We start from the raw sequence: 14,060 nt of genomic DNA on the forward strand, positions 1-14,060 counted from the left end.
CTCACGCTCGGGCGAAGATTCGGCGAGAATCACTCAAAGGCTTGGCAATCCGCCGAGCCCGATGTTCCATCAAAGAGTGACATTCACGAACGACGCGGTGTTTACGGTGGTGCAGCCCACCGAAGGTGAAGAGCCTGATCACCGCCGCTCATCGCCATCAGTACGAGGACGAGCACTCGCTGGTGATCGCAGGTGAAATCGGATTCCGATCCGATGACAACGAAGTTGTACTCGCGCCCGGTGGTTCGGTGAAGTGCTGACGTCAGGCACCGGCCCAGACCTGCACGAAACACCGGAATTCGCGGCGCTGGCAGCGAAGTATGGCCTGACCTACGGGTCGCCGAAGTGGATCAACGACATCGTGACGCGGTACGGTTTGACGCCGCCGACGCACTGACGCTGCGAGTTCTGGCCGTCGTCGCATCACGGAGACTTCAACAGTGCATCGAGCTTCTCGTAGCCCTCGGTCATGCCGCCTTCCATGCCCGAGGACAGCAGCGCGTCGCGCGCCTCGGTGTTCGGGCAGATGGACCGGCCGCGCAGCCGGCTGCGGCCCTCACCGAGATCCTCGAACCACATGAACTCGATGTTCACCATGTCCGGCGCCCCCTCGAACTCGAAGGTCTGGATGACGAGTTCGTTCTCCCGCACGGTGTGAAACGTCCCGTTGAAGCGGAAGTCGCCGTGCTCGGTGGAGTGGACGTAGCGGTATCCGCCATGGGTTTTGAAGTCCCACTCCTCGATCTTCATTTCCAGGCCGTGCGGGCCAAGCCACTGGCTGACCAGTTCCGGCTCGGCATGCGCGCGGAACAATGCCTGCACCGGTGCGTCGAAGTCACGGGTGAACTCCATCGCGAGGGTGTCGACGGGGGCCTGCAGGTTGAGGGCGTTCGTCATCGTTGGTTTCCCTTCTCGGTTGTGTCGGTCATGCCGGCCAGTAGTGCGTCCAGCCGGCGGTAATTACGTTCGGCCTCGAGCCGATACCGGTCGATCCATGCGGTCAGCCCCTCGAGCGCCGCCCCGTCGAGGTGGACGGGCCTGCGTTGCGCATCGCGGGTCCTGGTGACCAGCCCCGCCTGCTCGAGCACCTGAATGTGCTTGGACACCGCCTGTTTGGTGATGTCGAACGGCGCGGCGAGTTCGTTGACCGTCGCGGGTCCGCGGGACAGTCGCGCGACGATGGCCCGTCGGATCGGGTCGGCGAGCGCCGTGAAGGCGCGATCCATTCGCGCGTCCGCATCGCCATAGCTCGCAATAATCAACCTCCTGCTTTATCAATGAATTAGTTGACTACCAACGTAGGAGGCGGTTCACCACGTGTCAAGACCCGACTCGCGAAACTGCTGAGAGATCGCATTCTCGACGCCGGATGCGATCTGCCCGCAGGCTCGGCGACAGCTTCAGTGCGCTTTCAGCGCTTGCGGCGGATGATCGCCCGCAGCTTGTCCAACCTGCCCGAGATCTCCCGTTCGGCGCCGTGACTTGTCGGCTGGTAGTAGTCCACACCCACCAGCTCGTTAGGCGGATATTGTTGCGGCACAACACCGTCGGGGTCGTCATGGGCGTACTTGTAGCCCACCGCGTTGCCGAGCCCCTCGGCACCCGAGTAGTGCCCGTCGCGCAGGGCAGGCGGAACCAGGCCCGCCTTGCCCGCCCGGACATCGCTCATCGCAGCACCCAGCGCGGTGGTCACCGCGTTGGACTTCGGTGCGGTCGCGAGGTGGACGGTCGCGTGGGCAAGTGTGAGTTGCGCCTCCGGCATCCCTATCAGCTGCACCGTCTGCGCGGCGGCCACGGCGGTCTGCAGCGCGGTCGGATCCGCCATTCCGATGTCCTCGCTGGCGAGGATCATCAACCGACGCGCGACAAACCGCGGGTCCTCCCCAGCGACCAGCATGCGGGCCAGGTAGTGCAGGGCGGCGTCAACATCCGATCCGCGAACGGACTTGATAAACGCGCTGATGACGTCATAGTGCTGATCTCCGTCTCGGTCGTAGCGGACCGCGGCCTTGTCCAGTGACTGCTCGATCGTCTCGACCGTGACCGTCTCGCCCGCCTCGGACGCCACCTCCAGCGCCGTCAACGCCCGCCTGGCATCGCCCGCCGACAGCGCCACCATCAGCTCGATCGCGTCATCGGTGACCGTGACCTTGCCCGCCAGCCCACGAGGGTCCTCGATGGCGCGGGTGATGACGGCACGCACGCCGTCGGCAGAGAGCGGCTGCAGCTGCAGGATCAATGACCGGGATAGAAGCGGAGCGACGACCGAGAACGACGGATTCTCCGTCGTGGCGGCCACCAGGAGCACCACCCGGTTCTCGACGGCAGACAGCAGCGCATCCTGCTGGGTCTTGGAGAACCGGTGCACCTCGTCGATGAACAGCACCGTCTGCTCGCCGTACGCGGCGGCCCGGCGAGCCACGTCGATGACGGCGCGAACCTCCTTCACCCCCGCCGACAGCGCCGACAGCGCCTCGAACCGGCGGCCGGTGGCCTGCGAGATCAGCGACGCCAGCGTCGTCTTGCCGGTGCCCGGCGGGCCGTACAGGATGACCGACGCCGCGCCGGACCCCTCGACAAGGCGGCGCATCGGCGAGTTCGGCGCAAGAAGATGGTCCTGGCCGACAACCTCGTCGAGGGACGTCGGCCGCATCCGCACCGCGAGCGGGCTCGAAGCGCCGACGGGCCCGGCTGCGCCTCCAGTCGAGGTCGGCTCACCGGGGACGTCGAATAGCCCGTCGGACACGCTCTCTGCTTACCACGCCGCTACGACTGTCATTGCGTCACGAAGTCGATCAATTCCTCGACCCTGCCGATCAGTGCCGGTTCGAGGTCGTTCCAGTCGCGCACCCGGCTGCGGATCCGCTGCCACGCCCTGGCGATGTCCGCCTGCCCGCCGTGCGGCCAGCCCAGCGCTTCACACACGCCGTGCTTCCAGTCGACGCCGCGCTGGACGGCCGGCCACGCCGAGATGCCGAGCCGCTCGGGCTTGACCGCCTGCCAGATGTCGATGAACGGATGCCCGACCACCAGCGCGTGCGCGCCGCCCGGCCCCCGCAGTACCGTATCGGCGATGCGGGCCTCCTTGGAGCCGGCGACCAGATGATCCACCAGCACCCCCAAGCGGCGGCCCGGCCCGGGGTCGAACTCCTTGACGATGACGGCCAGATCGTCGACCCCGCCGAGGTATTCGACGACCACACCCTCGATCCGCAGATCGTCCCCCCACACCTGCTCGACCAATTCGGCGTCGTGTCGGCCCTCGACATAGATCCGGCTGGACAACGCGACCTTCGCCTTGGCGCCCGGCACGGCGACCGAGCCGGACGAGGTGCGGGTGCCAGCGGCCGGGGCCGCTCGGCGCGCCGGGGTCAGGATCACCGGCCTGCCGTCGATCAGGTAACCGGGGCCGACGGGAAACGGTTTGCGCCGCCCCCGGCTGTCCTCGAGTTCCATTCGGCCGTACTCGATCCGGACCACAGCGCCGACGTAGCCGGTCTGCGCGTCCTCCACGACCATGCCGATCTCGACCGGGCGCTCGGTGGATCGAGGTTTTCTGTGCGGATTGTCGGCAAGCACATCGAAGCCATAGCGGTCAGCCACCGGGTGATCGTAGGGTCACACGCGTGCTGCGCCACCGCGACACGGCGAAGGGAATCGCGAACGGCTCTAGAAGTCCGCGGGGTTCGGCCGCTCAACGGAGCGGGGGGTCAGACCGAGGCCGCGCACATGCTTCGCGATGTTCGCCAGGCTGGTCACCCAGACGTCGTCGTATGAGCGCACGTATTCGATCAGCGAGTCGAGCGCCTGCGCCCTCGATGGCCGGCCGGACAGGAAGGGATGGTTGGTCAGCACGTAGGCGGCCCCCTCGGCGCGCATCGCGTCGAACTCCAGTCGCCACATCTCGATTGCCTTGAGGGGACTTTCAATCAGCCCAGAGCCACTGAAATCCGGCACATAGCAGTACTGTTCCCAGTCGTCGAGCGCCCATTGGATCGGGATCTCCACCAACGGTCCGCCGTCGGCTACCGCCAGTTCGTAGGGATGATCGGTGTCCATCAGGCTGCTGTCGTAGAGGAATCCCCTGTCGCGCAGCAGCTTCGGCGAGTGCCAGTTGAGCTCCCACATGGGCGCGCGATAGCCGATCGGACGTGAGCCGGTCACCGACTCGAGCACGTCGAGCCCGCGGTCGAGGATGTCGGCTTCCTGCTGTTCGGTCTTGCCGCGCATCGCCTCGTGCAGGTAGCCGTGGTGGGCGATCTCGTGGCCGTGTTCGACGATCGATGAAATGACGTCCGGGTAGCGCACCGCGGTGTAGCCGGGGACGAAGAACGTCGACGTGATGCCGTGCCTGGCAAGGATTTTCAGCAGTCGCGGCACGCCGGTGAGCGGGCCGTAGGCCTGATGGCTGATCGCCGACATCCTGTCGGCATGGGACGGATCCACACCCAGCATCGCCGATTCCGCGTCGACGTCGAAGGAGAACGACGCCGCACACCTGGCGCCGTTGGGCCACGACACCGGCGGCACGCTCATGTGCGGCTCCGCGCTCTGCCGAGCAGGGCGAGGAATTCGTAAGCAAGGAACGCCGCTGCGATACCCGTCAACTCGGCGTGGTCGTACGCGGGCGCGACCTCCACGATGTCGGCGCCGACGAGGTTCAGACCGTCGAACCCGCGCACCACCTCGAGCAGTTCGCGACTGGTCATCCCGCCGATCTCCGGTGTGCCGGTACCCGGGGCATGCGCAGGGTCGAGCACGTCGATGTCGATCGACACATACAGCGGATGGTCGCCGATCGTCTGCTGTAACTGTGCGACCACGTCTGCGACGGTACGCGTCTGGAACTCGCGGCAGTGAACGACGGTGAAACCGAGTTCCGCATCCGACGAGAGGTCGTCGGGTGAATACAGGGCCCCCCGGATCCCGACGTGTGCGCTGTGCCCGGACACGAAGAGACCCTCCTCGGCGGCGCGGCGGAACGGTGTGCCGTGGGTCAGCGGAGCGTCGAAATAGGTGTCCCAGGTATCGAGGTGCGCGTCGAAGTGCACCAGCGCCACCGGACCGTGAATCCGATTGTGCGCGCGTAGCAACGGGTAGGCGATCGTGTGGTCACCCCCGATCGTGATGATCCGTGCGCCATCGGCGATCAGCGCATCGGCCTGCTCCTCGACCTGCTCCATCGCTTTGGTGATGTCGAAAGGCGTACAGGCGATATCGCCCGCGTCGACGACCTGCTGGGTGGCGAACGGCATCACCTCCATCTGCGGGTGGTAGGGCCGCAGCACCCGTGAGCACTGCCGAACATGGGCCGGCCCGAATCGCGCGCCGGGCCGATAGCTCACACCGGTGTCGAACGGAATGCCGACAACCGCAACGTCGTAGGTCGGCACATCGCCGATCCGCGGCAGCCGGGCGAATGTGGAGAAGCCCGCGTAGCGCGGCACGACCGTTCCGTCGACCGGCTGTACCGGCTCGGATTGTTGCGTCATGTCCGGCATCGTGTCGTCCCTCCGTTGATCTGGATGGTCTGGCCGACGAACGCGCCCATGTCTTCCCGGGCCAACAACGAGACCGCAGCGGCGATGTCGGCCGGCTTTCCGATGTGGCCGACCGGTATTCCGCGCGCGTACTGCTCGTGCATCTCGGCGAGTGTGATGCCCGCGTCGTCGGCGTCGACCTGCAGCTGTGGCGTGTCGATGATTCCCGGCGCGACGCCGTTGACGGTGATGTGCTCGGGCGCGAGTTCGCGGCCGAGCGACTTCGTCAATGCGATCAGGCCGGCTTTCGACGCCGCATAGGCGCCCGCATTCGGCCAGCCGATCACGCCCCACTCGGACGCGATGATGACGATGTTGCCGCCGCCTCGCCGCCGCATGCCCGGCAGCACAGCCTGCACCAGATAGACGGTGCCCGACACGTTGGTGTCGACGACCTTCCACCAGTCGTCGTCGGGGTGGTCGCAGAACGGCGCCATCGTCATATATGCCGCGTTGCACACCAGGATGTCCACCGGCCCGTGGGTGGATTCGATCTCATCGACCAGGGCCGCGACGGCTTCGGGATCCGAAACATCAGCCGCCGCAGGGAATCCGCCGGTTTGGGCGACGACGGCGTCCATCCGGTCGTCGCGCACACGTCCGTTGACGCCGACCGTCACCCCGTCGGCGGCCAGCCGGTCGGCGATGGCCGCACCGATTCCCTGCGTCGCGCCGGTGACCAAGCCGATGCGCATGTCAGATCACCGCGCCGCTGTTCGGCGAGAGCACCTCGCCGGTGCAGAATGCGGCGTCCTCGCCGACGAGGTAGCGGACCACTTCGGCGACCTCCTCGGGTCGGGCCAGCCTGCGTGCGGGCAGGGTCGCCATATACTCCGGTGCGCGCCAGGGTGAATCGGCGGCCAGCAGCGGCGTGTCGGTCGGGCCGGGAGCAACGGCGTTCACCCGGACTCCGTGACCGGCCACCTCGGCGGCGAGGCTGCGCACCAGCCCGATGATGGCGCCTTTGGCGGCCGCGTAGTGCGCCTCGCCGTCGCCGCCACCGACTGCGAGCTCGGACGTGATGGCGACGATGGAGCCACGGCGCCGCTGCATCATCGACGGCAGCGCGGCGCGGGTGACGTTGCGAAGGCCACCGAGGTGTACGCGCAGCATGCGGTGTAGTTGCCCGCGGGTGATGTCCGCGATCGGCGCCTCCTCGTAATGTCCCGCCGCACTGACCAGCGCGTCGACAGGACCCAACTCGGTGGCCACCCGGCGCATCGTCGCCTCGACGGCGGCCGGGTCGGCGACGTCCACGGAATATGGAGCGGTGTCGTTGAGGTCAAGTCCTGCAACGCGGTAGCCGTCCTGCTCCAGCGCCGCGGCGATGGCGGCACCGATACCGGATGACGCGCCGGTGACGACCGCGATACCGGTCACTGCGCGGGTGGTTGGTCGGCGAAGCGTTCACCGATCGGCGCCTGAATTCCCTTGCGCACCGACAGGTAGATCACCGCCCCGATCAACCCCAGCACCACGGTGGTCAGCACGCTGGCCCAGCTGATGTACCAGGGCACGTCGGGAGAGGTGCGCGGCCACGCGACGTTGACCGTCTCGAAGATGATCCAGAGCGAGGCGATGTAGGTGATCGGGGCACCCCACCGGCCGAGATTGAACGGACCCGGTTTCCACTTGCCGCTCAGTCGGGCGAGGGCTGCGCCGATCACCGGGACGCCGAACGCGATGTAGAAGCCGATGATGTTGAAGTTGACCAGAATGTTGTAGAACTGTGTGCCTGCCAGCAGCACGAAGACGACCGCTGCGACGCCGGTGAGCGCAATTGCGTTGACCGGCAGGCGTTCCGGTCCTGCCAGCCCGCCGAGCACCTTCGATCCGGGCAGGCTGCGGTCACGCGCCGCACCCCAGATGCACCGCGATACCGCCGCCTGCACGGCGAGGAAGCTGGACACGAAGCCGATCACGAACATGGCGAGCAGAGGCTTGGTGATACCTGCTCCGAAGTGTGTGGCCAGGGTGTCGGCAACGGTGTCGCCGGATTGCGCGGCGACCACGCCGGGCAGGTCGGGAATCGAAAGGATAAGCGCGGCAGCGGAGAACATCACCACGAGGCCGACAAGCAGCAACGCAAGGATGATCGCCTTGGGCACATTGCGTTCCGGCTCGTCGACCTCCTCGGCCACCGACCCAGCAGCCTCGAACCCGAGGAACGACCAGCCGACGTAGGCAATGGCCAGCAGCATCGGACCCGACGTCCACGATGCGGCGTCAGGTAAGCCCGCGCTGGTGAACAGCACCGAGAACGGGTTTTCGCGGTAGAACAGGAGCAGCACGGTGCCCAGTCCCAGCGAGCCGAGAACCTCGCACGTGATGCTGACGGCGACCATGATCTTGAGCACCTTGCGGCCAACCATGTTGACGCCGGATCCGATGAGGACGATGACGATTGCGACGGTTGCGATCTGCCAGCGGCTGGGCTCGCCGACCCCGAAGATGTTGAGCAGGAAGCCTGCCGCCGCATAGGACAGGGTGCCGAGCGCGAGGGTGAGGCCCCACATGTACGCCCACGCCGCCACCCAGCCCCATGTGGTGCCGCGGACGTGCCGGGACCACTGGTAGACGCTTCCCGCATACGGCCACCGGGACGCCAGCTCGCCGAATACGGCCGCGACCATCAGCTGGCCGATGAGCACGATCGGGAACGCCCAGAAGAACTTCGGGCCCGCCGCGAACAGCCCTAATGTGAAGATCGCGTACACCGCGGCGATCGGCGATACGTCGGCGAAGGCCAGTGACAGCGCCGAACGGAAGCTGAACCCACGCTGGAGGCGCTCAGGAGCCGGCTCGCCAATGGTGGTGTCGGTCGATTCGGCCATGTCGGCTCCCGTCGCTGAAGGTCTCACCCGCCGCAACTGTGGGCCGGGCAGCCGGGAAAACGGAATACGCCCAACGTCTGAAGTAGAGACGCTGCTTCATATGTTCGTCTAAGGTCAAGCTGTGTTCCGATCTCGACGGACATCGAACGGCTTGCCGTGAGGGCCGCGAACTGGCGCTTTGCGCCCGGCGGCTTTGCGAGGCAACGACGTAACCACGTGTTTCGAACAGGTGACTGATGGCGTATCGGGTTCGCGACTTGCTGGATACGCCGCACCTTCGGCTCACCCTCAAGGGCGGTGGCCGAGGCCTGGACACGCCGGTCACCTGGGCGCAGACTTCGGACCTCGAAGAGCCGTGGTCGTATCTGGCGGGCGGCGAACTGCTGATGAAGAACGGCCAGACACTGCCAGAATCCCCGCGCGGGCAGACCGCGCTGATCCGCGCGGTTGCGGAGAACGGCATGTGCGGCATGGTGATCGGGTTGGACGCGGCCACCCCTGCGCTCACTCCGGCTGCTCTGGACCTGGCCGACTCCCTCGGCTTTCCGATCATGGTGGTGCCCTACTCGGTCGGGTTCGCCTCGATCGGACGCGCTGTCGCCGATGCTGCGGGCAGCGGCCGCGTCGCCGTGACCGAACGGGTCTACAACGTGATCCGGCAGTCGGTGAACAATCCCGGACCCGCCAACGTGCTGGCCCAGCTGGAACGCGATCTGTCGTGTCGCATCGCTGTGCTCGACGCATTCACCGGCACCGTCGCACTGGAGGCGTCCGAACCGGCACCGGAGGATTTGCGCCGGGTCATCACGACCGAGATCTCCGGACGGCGGGGGGCGATTCCCGGCGTGCTGCACGTGAGTGCGGGCACCGAACGAGCGCTGGTCGTCGAGGTTCCAGACGAGGAGCCGACGGTGCTGGCGACGTACGCGTTCCGTGGACCGACCACCGATCTGGTTCACCTGCAGCACCTGGCGTCCGCGGTCGCTGTATTACTCGCCCAGCAGAATGCGCGCCGCGAACACGAGCGGCGCATCGGCGCCGAGGTGATGGGCCAGTTGTGCGACGGCCGAATGAGCGACCGCGAGGGCGACCGGGAGCTCGGCGAACGCGGGCTGGATCCGGCGACGTGCTGCGTCGTGGCGGCCGATGGCGTGTCGGCGGCCAGCGAACGCCAACTTCACCTGGGCCTCGGCAGGCGTTCGGTGCCACACCTGCTGCTGCGCCGCGCGACGCTGCTCTATGCGCTGATGCCCGTCACCGAACGGGCCCTCGACGTTTTGGCTCAACGACTCGGCGGCCAGGCAACGCTGGGAATCAGCGAACCCCTGTCACGGTCCTCGCGTGCCCCGACCGCCGTGCGTGAGGCGACATGGGCGGTACGCGCCGCCGTCACCACATCCAGCCAAACGGCCCGGTTCGCGGACGCCACCATGTTCTCGGTGTTGCGCGAGCCCGAGGAGGCACGTGTCGTTGTCGACCGGGTGCTGGGCAGGCTCATCGACTACGACGCAACGCATTCCAGCGATATGGTCGCCACCCTCGACACGTATCTGCGCTGCGAGCGGTCCTGGGTGCAGACGGCGAAGGAGCTCGGCCTGCACCGGCAAACCGTCGTTTATCGGATGCAACGCGTCGAGGAGATCACCGGCCGCAGGATCGCCGATACGGGAACGCTCGCCGAGTTCTGGCTGGCGCTGCGCGCGAGAGATCTACTGGCCCTTCCGAGCTGAAGTCGCGCGCGGGAACTCGTCGTCGATGACGGTGATGACCCGTTCCACCAGCCACTGTGTGAGTAGCTTTCCGATGTCGGCGCTCGCGCCCATCGGTGACGAGAGCGAGCCACTGGCCGTTGACATCCGGGTATCGATGGGCACCACGTCGTGATTGACCACACGTTGCGGGGCATCGGAAGCCATTCGCTCGGTCCGCACCGCCGCCGCGTCGTGATGCATCCACAGCGACGTCTCGATCACGGCGGCGTGTTCCAGTGCCAGTCCCGGAAAGCCCTCCGGCCAAATAGTATCCAATTGTTCGGGTGTGAAGTCCGGGAAGACGTCCTCGATCACCACGATCTTGAGTTCGGGGTGCTGCCCCGAGACGAGGAACGCAGGTTCGTAGATGAAGCCGCTGTTCTCGAAATGCCAGTTGTACAGCACGATGTTGCGGAATCCGCCACGTCTGAGCTCACTGAGCACATCCTCCAGCACGCTCATGAACGTGGTCGCCCTCAGCGACACCGTTCCGGGAAAGTGCTGCCCACCACCGCTACCCGGTCTGCTGCGGTACCCGAACGGCAGGAACGGACCGACGATCATGTCGCGTACGCGGCTCGCCTCGCAAAGCACTCGTTGCGGCAACACCCAATCGGTGCACACCGGTAGATGGCGGCCGTGTTGTTCGGTGGCGCCGATCGGGATGACGATGGGCGTATCCGCTTCCGCGGCCGCCGAGATCTCCTCCCACGTCAAGTCCTGGTAGAGGCGTGAGCCTTGTTCGGACCTCATGGCGTCGCGTCGACCGCAGTCGATGCCGTCGGACGGGGGGACCACTTTTTGGAGCCGGCCCACGCCGCCAACGCGAGCACGATCAGAATCACTTCGGCGACGAGGTATTGGGTCTCCTGGGTGGCCAGGGCGATTCCGGTGAAGCCGATCACCACCAGCGGCGGCAGCGGCCACAGCGGCAGCTTGAACGGCCGCGGTTCGTCCGGCATGGACCGGCGACTCCAGAACGCCGCCAACCCGATAACGAAGTACACCGCCGCGATCACCGTGCCCGCGAAGATGATCAGGAAATTCAGCGCGGACGTGAACACCAGCACACCGGCAGGCACGGCCAGGCACAGGATGCCCGCGCCAGGAACGCGAAACCTGTTGATGGATCCGACGACCCGGTTCACCGACGCGGGCCACATTCCGTCGCGTCCCGTGGTGTACACGCCGCGACCGAAGTACATCAGCAGTGACAGCATCGCGTTGAACAGTGCGATGCTCACGCCGACGTCGACGATGACGCGGGCCTTGTCGCCAAGCGATGCCTGCACGGAGTAGACGACGGGCGCCGGGTCGCTGAAGAACTCCTTCAGGTCGGGGGCTGCCACCACCGCAGCGATCAGCGGAACCATGATCAGCACGCACGCCAGCACCGCGGAGATGATGACCGCCTTAGCGATGTTGCGCTCGCCACCCTTGAGTTCTTCGGAGAAGCCCAGCGCCGCGTCGTAGCCGTTGATGACATTGAAGGCGGGCGCCAGCGTCGCGAGCATCACCGCGAAACCGACCGCGACGAGTTCACCGTTGTTCAGCACCGTCGGGTGAAAGGTGACCTCGGCCAGGTTCTGATGCGGATGCGCGAACGCCGCGACCGTGACGATCCCGAGCACGATGCATTCGACGATCACCATCGCACCGGTCGCCCATGCGCCGAACTCGACCTTGGTCAACCCGATGCCCGTCGCCAGCGCGAGCAACACGATCGCGATCGCCGTGTCGGGAAAACCGAGGCCAGGGAACAGGTCTCGAAGAAATCCGACCATGCCCAGCGCGATGCTGGCCGGAATGACGATGCCCTGGATCAGGTAGTTGAACATCGTGATCCATGAGAACGGTCCCGGCAAAACCTGGCGCACAAGCGAGTACATGCCGCCTGCTATCGGGAACATGCCCGCCAGTTCTGCCAGGCACAGGGAGATGAGGACCACGACGACCGAGAGCAGCAGCCCGGCCCCGATCGAGAACGTGCCGCCGATGACGAATACGCCTGCGGACAGGAACAGCACCGCCATGGTCGGTGAGACATCGGCCATCGCGAGCCCCACCACCTCCGGGATGTTCAGCCGGCGGACCAGCTGCTGGGAGTAGCCGAGTTGTTCGAGCCGGGATTCCTCCGGCGGTGGCGTCGAGACGGTTTCTTCGGTCATGACGATCCTCCGGTGGGGGTGGGCGATGATGGTGCGACACCGATCGATCCGGCGGCCACACATGTGGTGCGACCGCCGTCGGCAACAAGGTGAGTGCCGGTGATGTAGCCGGCTCGGCTCGACAGCAGAAACACGACGGCTTCGGCGATTTCGGCCGGGTCGGCGATGCGCGCCATGGCGACGCTGGCGGCGTTGTCGGCGAGCTCGGCCTCGGGATCCGCAACGCCGTCGAACTCGGCGAGGAACATCGGAGTCTTTGTCGTCCCGGGACACACGGAGTTGACGCGGATACCCCAGGACGCCAACTCGGCGGCCGCGCTGCGCGTCATGGACAGGATGGCGCCCTTGGTGGCGGTGTAGGCGACGTAGCCGGCCTGTCCGATGAGCGCCAACTCCGACGCCGTGTTGACGATCGCGCCCGCGCGGCGGGACTGCATGACGCGGGCCGCCTCCCGCAGAACGAAGAACGACCCCGCGAGGTTGGTGTCGACCAGCCGTCGGAAGACGTCATCGGTGGTGTCGGTGAGCGGGACGGCCTCCGAGATGCCTGCGTTGTTGTGGACGGCGTCGACGGGCCCCAGTTCGGCTTCCACGCGTTCGAACGCGGCGCGGATGGCAGTCGAGTCCGCGACGTCCGCGCCGATGGTGATGACCTTGCCGCCGTGGGCGCCGACGCGATGCGCCGCGGCGTCGAGATCGTCGCGCGGCAGTGAGAGCAGGGCGACGTCCGCTCCGTAGCGCGCCAGCGCTTCTGCACTGGCCAGGCCGATGCCCGATGCGGCACCGGTCACCAGGGCTACCCGGCCACTCATCTCAGCCATGGGAAGCGCGCAGCCAGTTGATCTGCTCGACGATGCCCCGCTCGAGTGTCCACGCAGGCGCGTAGCCGAGGTCCCGCCTCGACGCGGTGAGATCGTAGGTGCCCTGACTGTCCCATTGGGGCAGCAGGCCCGGCCCGATCTCGTATCGGCTGCCCGGGATCCACTGCTCGAGCAACAGCGCGGTATCGGCGACGGTGACCTGGCTTCCACCGGAGACGTTGTAGACCGACTGGGACAAGGTTGTGGAGGTCGACGCCAGCCGTGCTGCGGTGGCGACGTCGTCGACGTAGACGAACTGGAACGGGTGATCGGCGCCCGCTTCCAGTTCGAAGACCTCTCCGCGCAGCCCCGCACGGATCATGTCGCCAAGCAGGCTCGGCATCCACAGGCCCGGGCCGTAGACCTCCGTGACACGCAGCGAGACGATCTCCATGTCGTAGAGCGAGTTGTAGACGGTGCCGAACAGCTCCCCCGCAACCTTGGTGACGCCGTATGGTGTTGTGGGCCTTGGCTTGATGTCCTCGGCCACCAGCGCGTCGATCGCCACCGTGCCGACCGCGCACTCAGAGGAGAAGTTCACGATCCGGCGCACACCCGTTGCGCGTGCCGCTTCGTAAACCGCGAGTGTGCCCTCCGCATTGGCCTTGAACGTGGTCCACGGCAGTTCGATCGACACCCCGGGATGGCTCTGTCCAGCGGTGTGGATGATGCGCTCGACGCCGTACCGGCTCAATGTCTCGCTCAGTCGCGGGATGTCGAACAGCTCGCCCTGCACAGCGGTCAGGCCGGCGCGCTCGTCCACCGTGAAGTCGCGGTTGTAGCTGATGACCTTGCCGCCGTCGGCGAGCAGCTGCTCGACGAGACGGCTTCCGATGAAACCGCGCCCGCCCGTGACGAGAGTGGTCATCGCGTTCTCCTGAGGATCGGGTCGAACCAGAATGCAGCC

16 protein-coding genes are annotated in these 14,060 nt (G+C 66.4%); 3 read left to right on the forward strand and 13 right to left on the reverse strand.

The features are described from left to right. Nucleotides 1-125 precede the first annotated feature (125 nt). Entirely contained in the window at nucleotides 126-260 is a 135-nt protein-coding gene (locus QOJ24_RS20790) for a hypothetical protein (RefSeq protein ID WP_526264674.1), read from the forward strand. Beyond that, nucleotides 254-397 carry a hypothetical protein gene (locus QOJ24_RS20795; RefSeq protein ID WP_526264676.1) on the forward strand — a complete coding sequence of 48 codons (144 nt, stop codon included), beginning with the start codon at nucleotides 254-256 and terminating at the stop codon, nucleotides 395-397. Before QOJ24_RS20790 ends, QOJ24_RS20795 begins: the two co-directional genes overlap by 7 nt. Before the next feature lie 26 nt (nucleotides 398-423). On the opposite strand, the gene QOJ24_RS20800 is transcribed toward QOJ24_RS20795, so the two are convergent. The 9 genes from QOJ24_RS20800 to QOJ24_RS20840 form a co-directional block, all read right to left on the reverse strand. Continuing rightward, nucleotides 424-897, reverse strand: a complete 474-nt coding sequence (locus tag QOJ24_RS20800) for an SRPBCC family protein (protein WP_526264677.1) — start codon at nucleotides 895-897, stop codon at nucleotides 424-426. Further along, complete coding sequence (locus QOJ24_RS20805) at nucleotides 894-1,226, reverse strand: ArsR/SmtB family transcription factor (RefSeq protein ID WP_526264679.1); 333 nt, start codon at nucleotides 1,224-1,226, stop codon at nucleotides 894-896. The genes QOJ24_RS20800 and QOJ24_RS20805 overlap by 4 nt, the downstream gene beginning before the upstream one ends. A 185-nt stretch (nucleotides 1,227-1,411) precedes the next feature. Beyond that, nucleotides 1,412-2,746, reverse strand: a complete 1,335-nt coding sequence (locus QOJ24_RS20810; protein WP_526264681.1) for a replication-associated recombination protein A — start codon at nucleotides 2,744-2,746, stop codon at nucleotides 1,412-1,414. 29 nt (nucleotides 2,747-2,775) lie between these two features. After that, complete coding sequence (locus QOJ24_RS20815) at nucleotides 2,776-3,603, reverse strand: DUF3097 family protein (protein WP_526264683.1); 828 nt, start codon at nucleotides 3,601-3,603, stop codon at nucleotides 2,776-2,778. 66 nt (nucleotides 3,604-3,669) lie between these two features. Continuing rightward, the gene (locus QOJ24_RS20820; protein WP_526264685.1) at nucleotides 3,670-4,536 is read right to left on the reverse strand and encodes a polysaccharide deacetylase family protein; all 867 of its coding nucleotides are present in this window, start codon (nucleotides 4,534-4,536) and stop codon (nucleotides 3,670-3,672) included. After that, nucleotides 4,533-5,492, reverse strand: coding sequence for an agmatinase (gene speB, locus QOJ24_RS20825; RefSeq protein ID WP_526264687.1), 960 nt, complete (start codon nucleotides 5,490-5,492; stop codon nucleotides 4,533-4,535). The genes QOJ24_RS20820 and speB overlap by 4 nt, the downstream gene beginning before the upstream one ends. Next, on the reverse strand, nucleotides 5,489-6,235 hold the full coding sequence (locus QOJ24_RS20830; protein WP_526264689.1) for an SDR family NAD(P)-dependent oxidoreductase: 747 nt from the start codon (nucleotides 6,233-6,235) through the stop codon (nucleotides 5,489-5,491). Before QOJ24_RS20830 ends, speB begins: the two co-directional genes overlap by 4 nt. Before the next feature lies 1 nt (nucleotide 6,236). Next, nucleotides 6,237-6,920, reverse strand: a complete 684-nt coding sequence (locus tag QOJ24_RS20835; RefSeq protein ID WP_526264691.1) for an SDR family NAD(P)-dependent oxidoreductase — start codon at nucleotides 6,918-6,920, stop codon at nucleotides 6,237-6,239. Then, complete coding sequence (locus QOJ24_RS20840) at nucleotides 6,917-8,374, reverse strand: amino acid permease (RefSeq protein WP_526264693.1); 1,458 nt, start codon at nucleotides 8,372-8,374, stop codon at nucleotides 6,917-6,919. The genes QOJ24_RS20835 and QOJ24_RS20840 overlap by 4 nt, the downstream gene beginning before the upstream one ends. 236 nt (nucleotides 8,375-8,610) lie before the next feature. Here QOJ24_RS20840 and QOJ24_RS20845 point away from each other — a divergent pair, with 236 nt between their 5' ends. Then, nucleotides 8,611-10,104 (forward strand): PucR family transcriptional regulator, encoded by a 1,494-nt coding sequence (locus QOJ24_RS20845; RefSeq protein WP_526264694.1) that lies wholly within the window; start codon nucleotides 8,611-8,613, stop codon nucleotides 10,102-10,104. Here QOJ24_RS20845 and QOJ24_RS20850 read toward each other — a convergent pair. Genes QOJ24_RS20850 through QOJ24_RS20865 form a run of 4 tightly spaced genes read right to left on the reverse strand, consistent with a single transcriptional unit; the run spans nucleotide 10,084 to nucleotide 14,021 of the window. Beyond that, nucleotides 10,084-10,878, reverse strand: coding sequence for a creatininase (locus tag QOJ24_RS20850; protein ID WP_526264696.1), 795 nt, complete (start codon nucleotides 10,876-10,878; stop codon nucleotides 10,084-10,086). The two genes, QOJ24_RS20845 and QOJ24_RS20850, sit on opposite strands and share 21 nt — an antisense overlap. Beyond that, nucleotides 10,875-12,293 carry an amino acid permease gene (locus tag QOJ24_RS20855; protein WP_526264698.1) on the reverse strand — a complete coding sequence of 473 codons (1,419 nt, stop codon included), beginning with the start codon at nucleotides 12,291-12,293 and terminating at the stop codon, nucleotides 10,875-10,877. The genes QOJ24_RS20850 and QOJ24_RS20855 overlap by 4 nt, the downstream gene beginning before the upstream one ends. Beyond that, the gene (locus tag QOJ24_RS20860) at nucleotides 12,290-13,114 is read right to left on the reverse strand and encodes an SDR family NAD(P)-dependent oxidoreductase (RefSeq protein WP_526264700.1); all 825 of its coding nucleotides are present in this window, start codon (nucleotides 13,112-13,114) and stop codon (nucleotides 12,290-12,292) included. The genes QOJ24_RS20855 and QOJ24_RS20860 overlap by 4 nt, the downstream gene beginning before the upstream one ends. Next, nucleotides 13,107-14,021, reverse strand: a complete 915-nt coding sequence (locus QOJ24_RS20865) for an NAD-dependent epimerase/dehydratase family protein (protein WP_526264702.1) — start codon at nucleotides 14,019-14,021, stop codon at nucleotides 13,107-13,109. Before QOJ24_RS20865 ends, QOJ24_RS20860 begins: the two co-directional genes overlap by 8 nt. Nucleotides 14,022-14,060: the final 39 nt, after the last annotated feature.

Origin of the sequence: Mycobacterium sp. (assembly GCF_032159775.1) — a bacterium.
Classification (GTDB): domain Bacteria; phylum Actinomycetota; class Actinomycetes; order Mycobacteriales; family Mycobacteriaceae; genus Mycobacterium.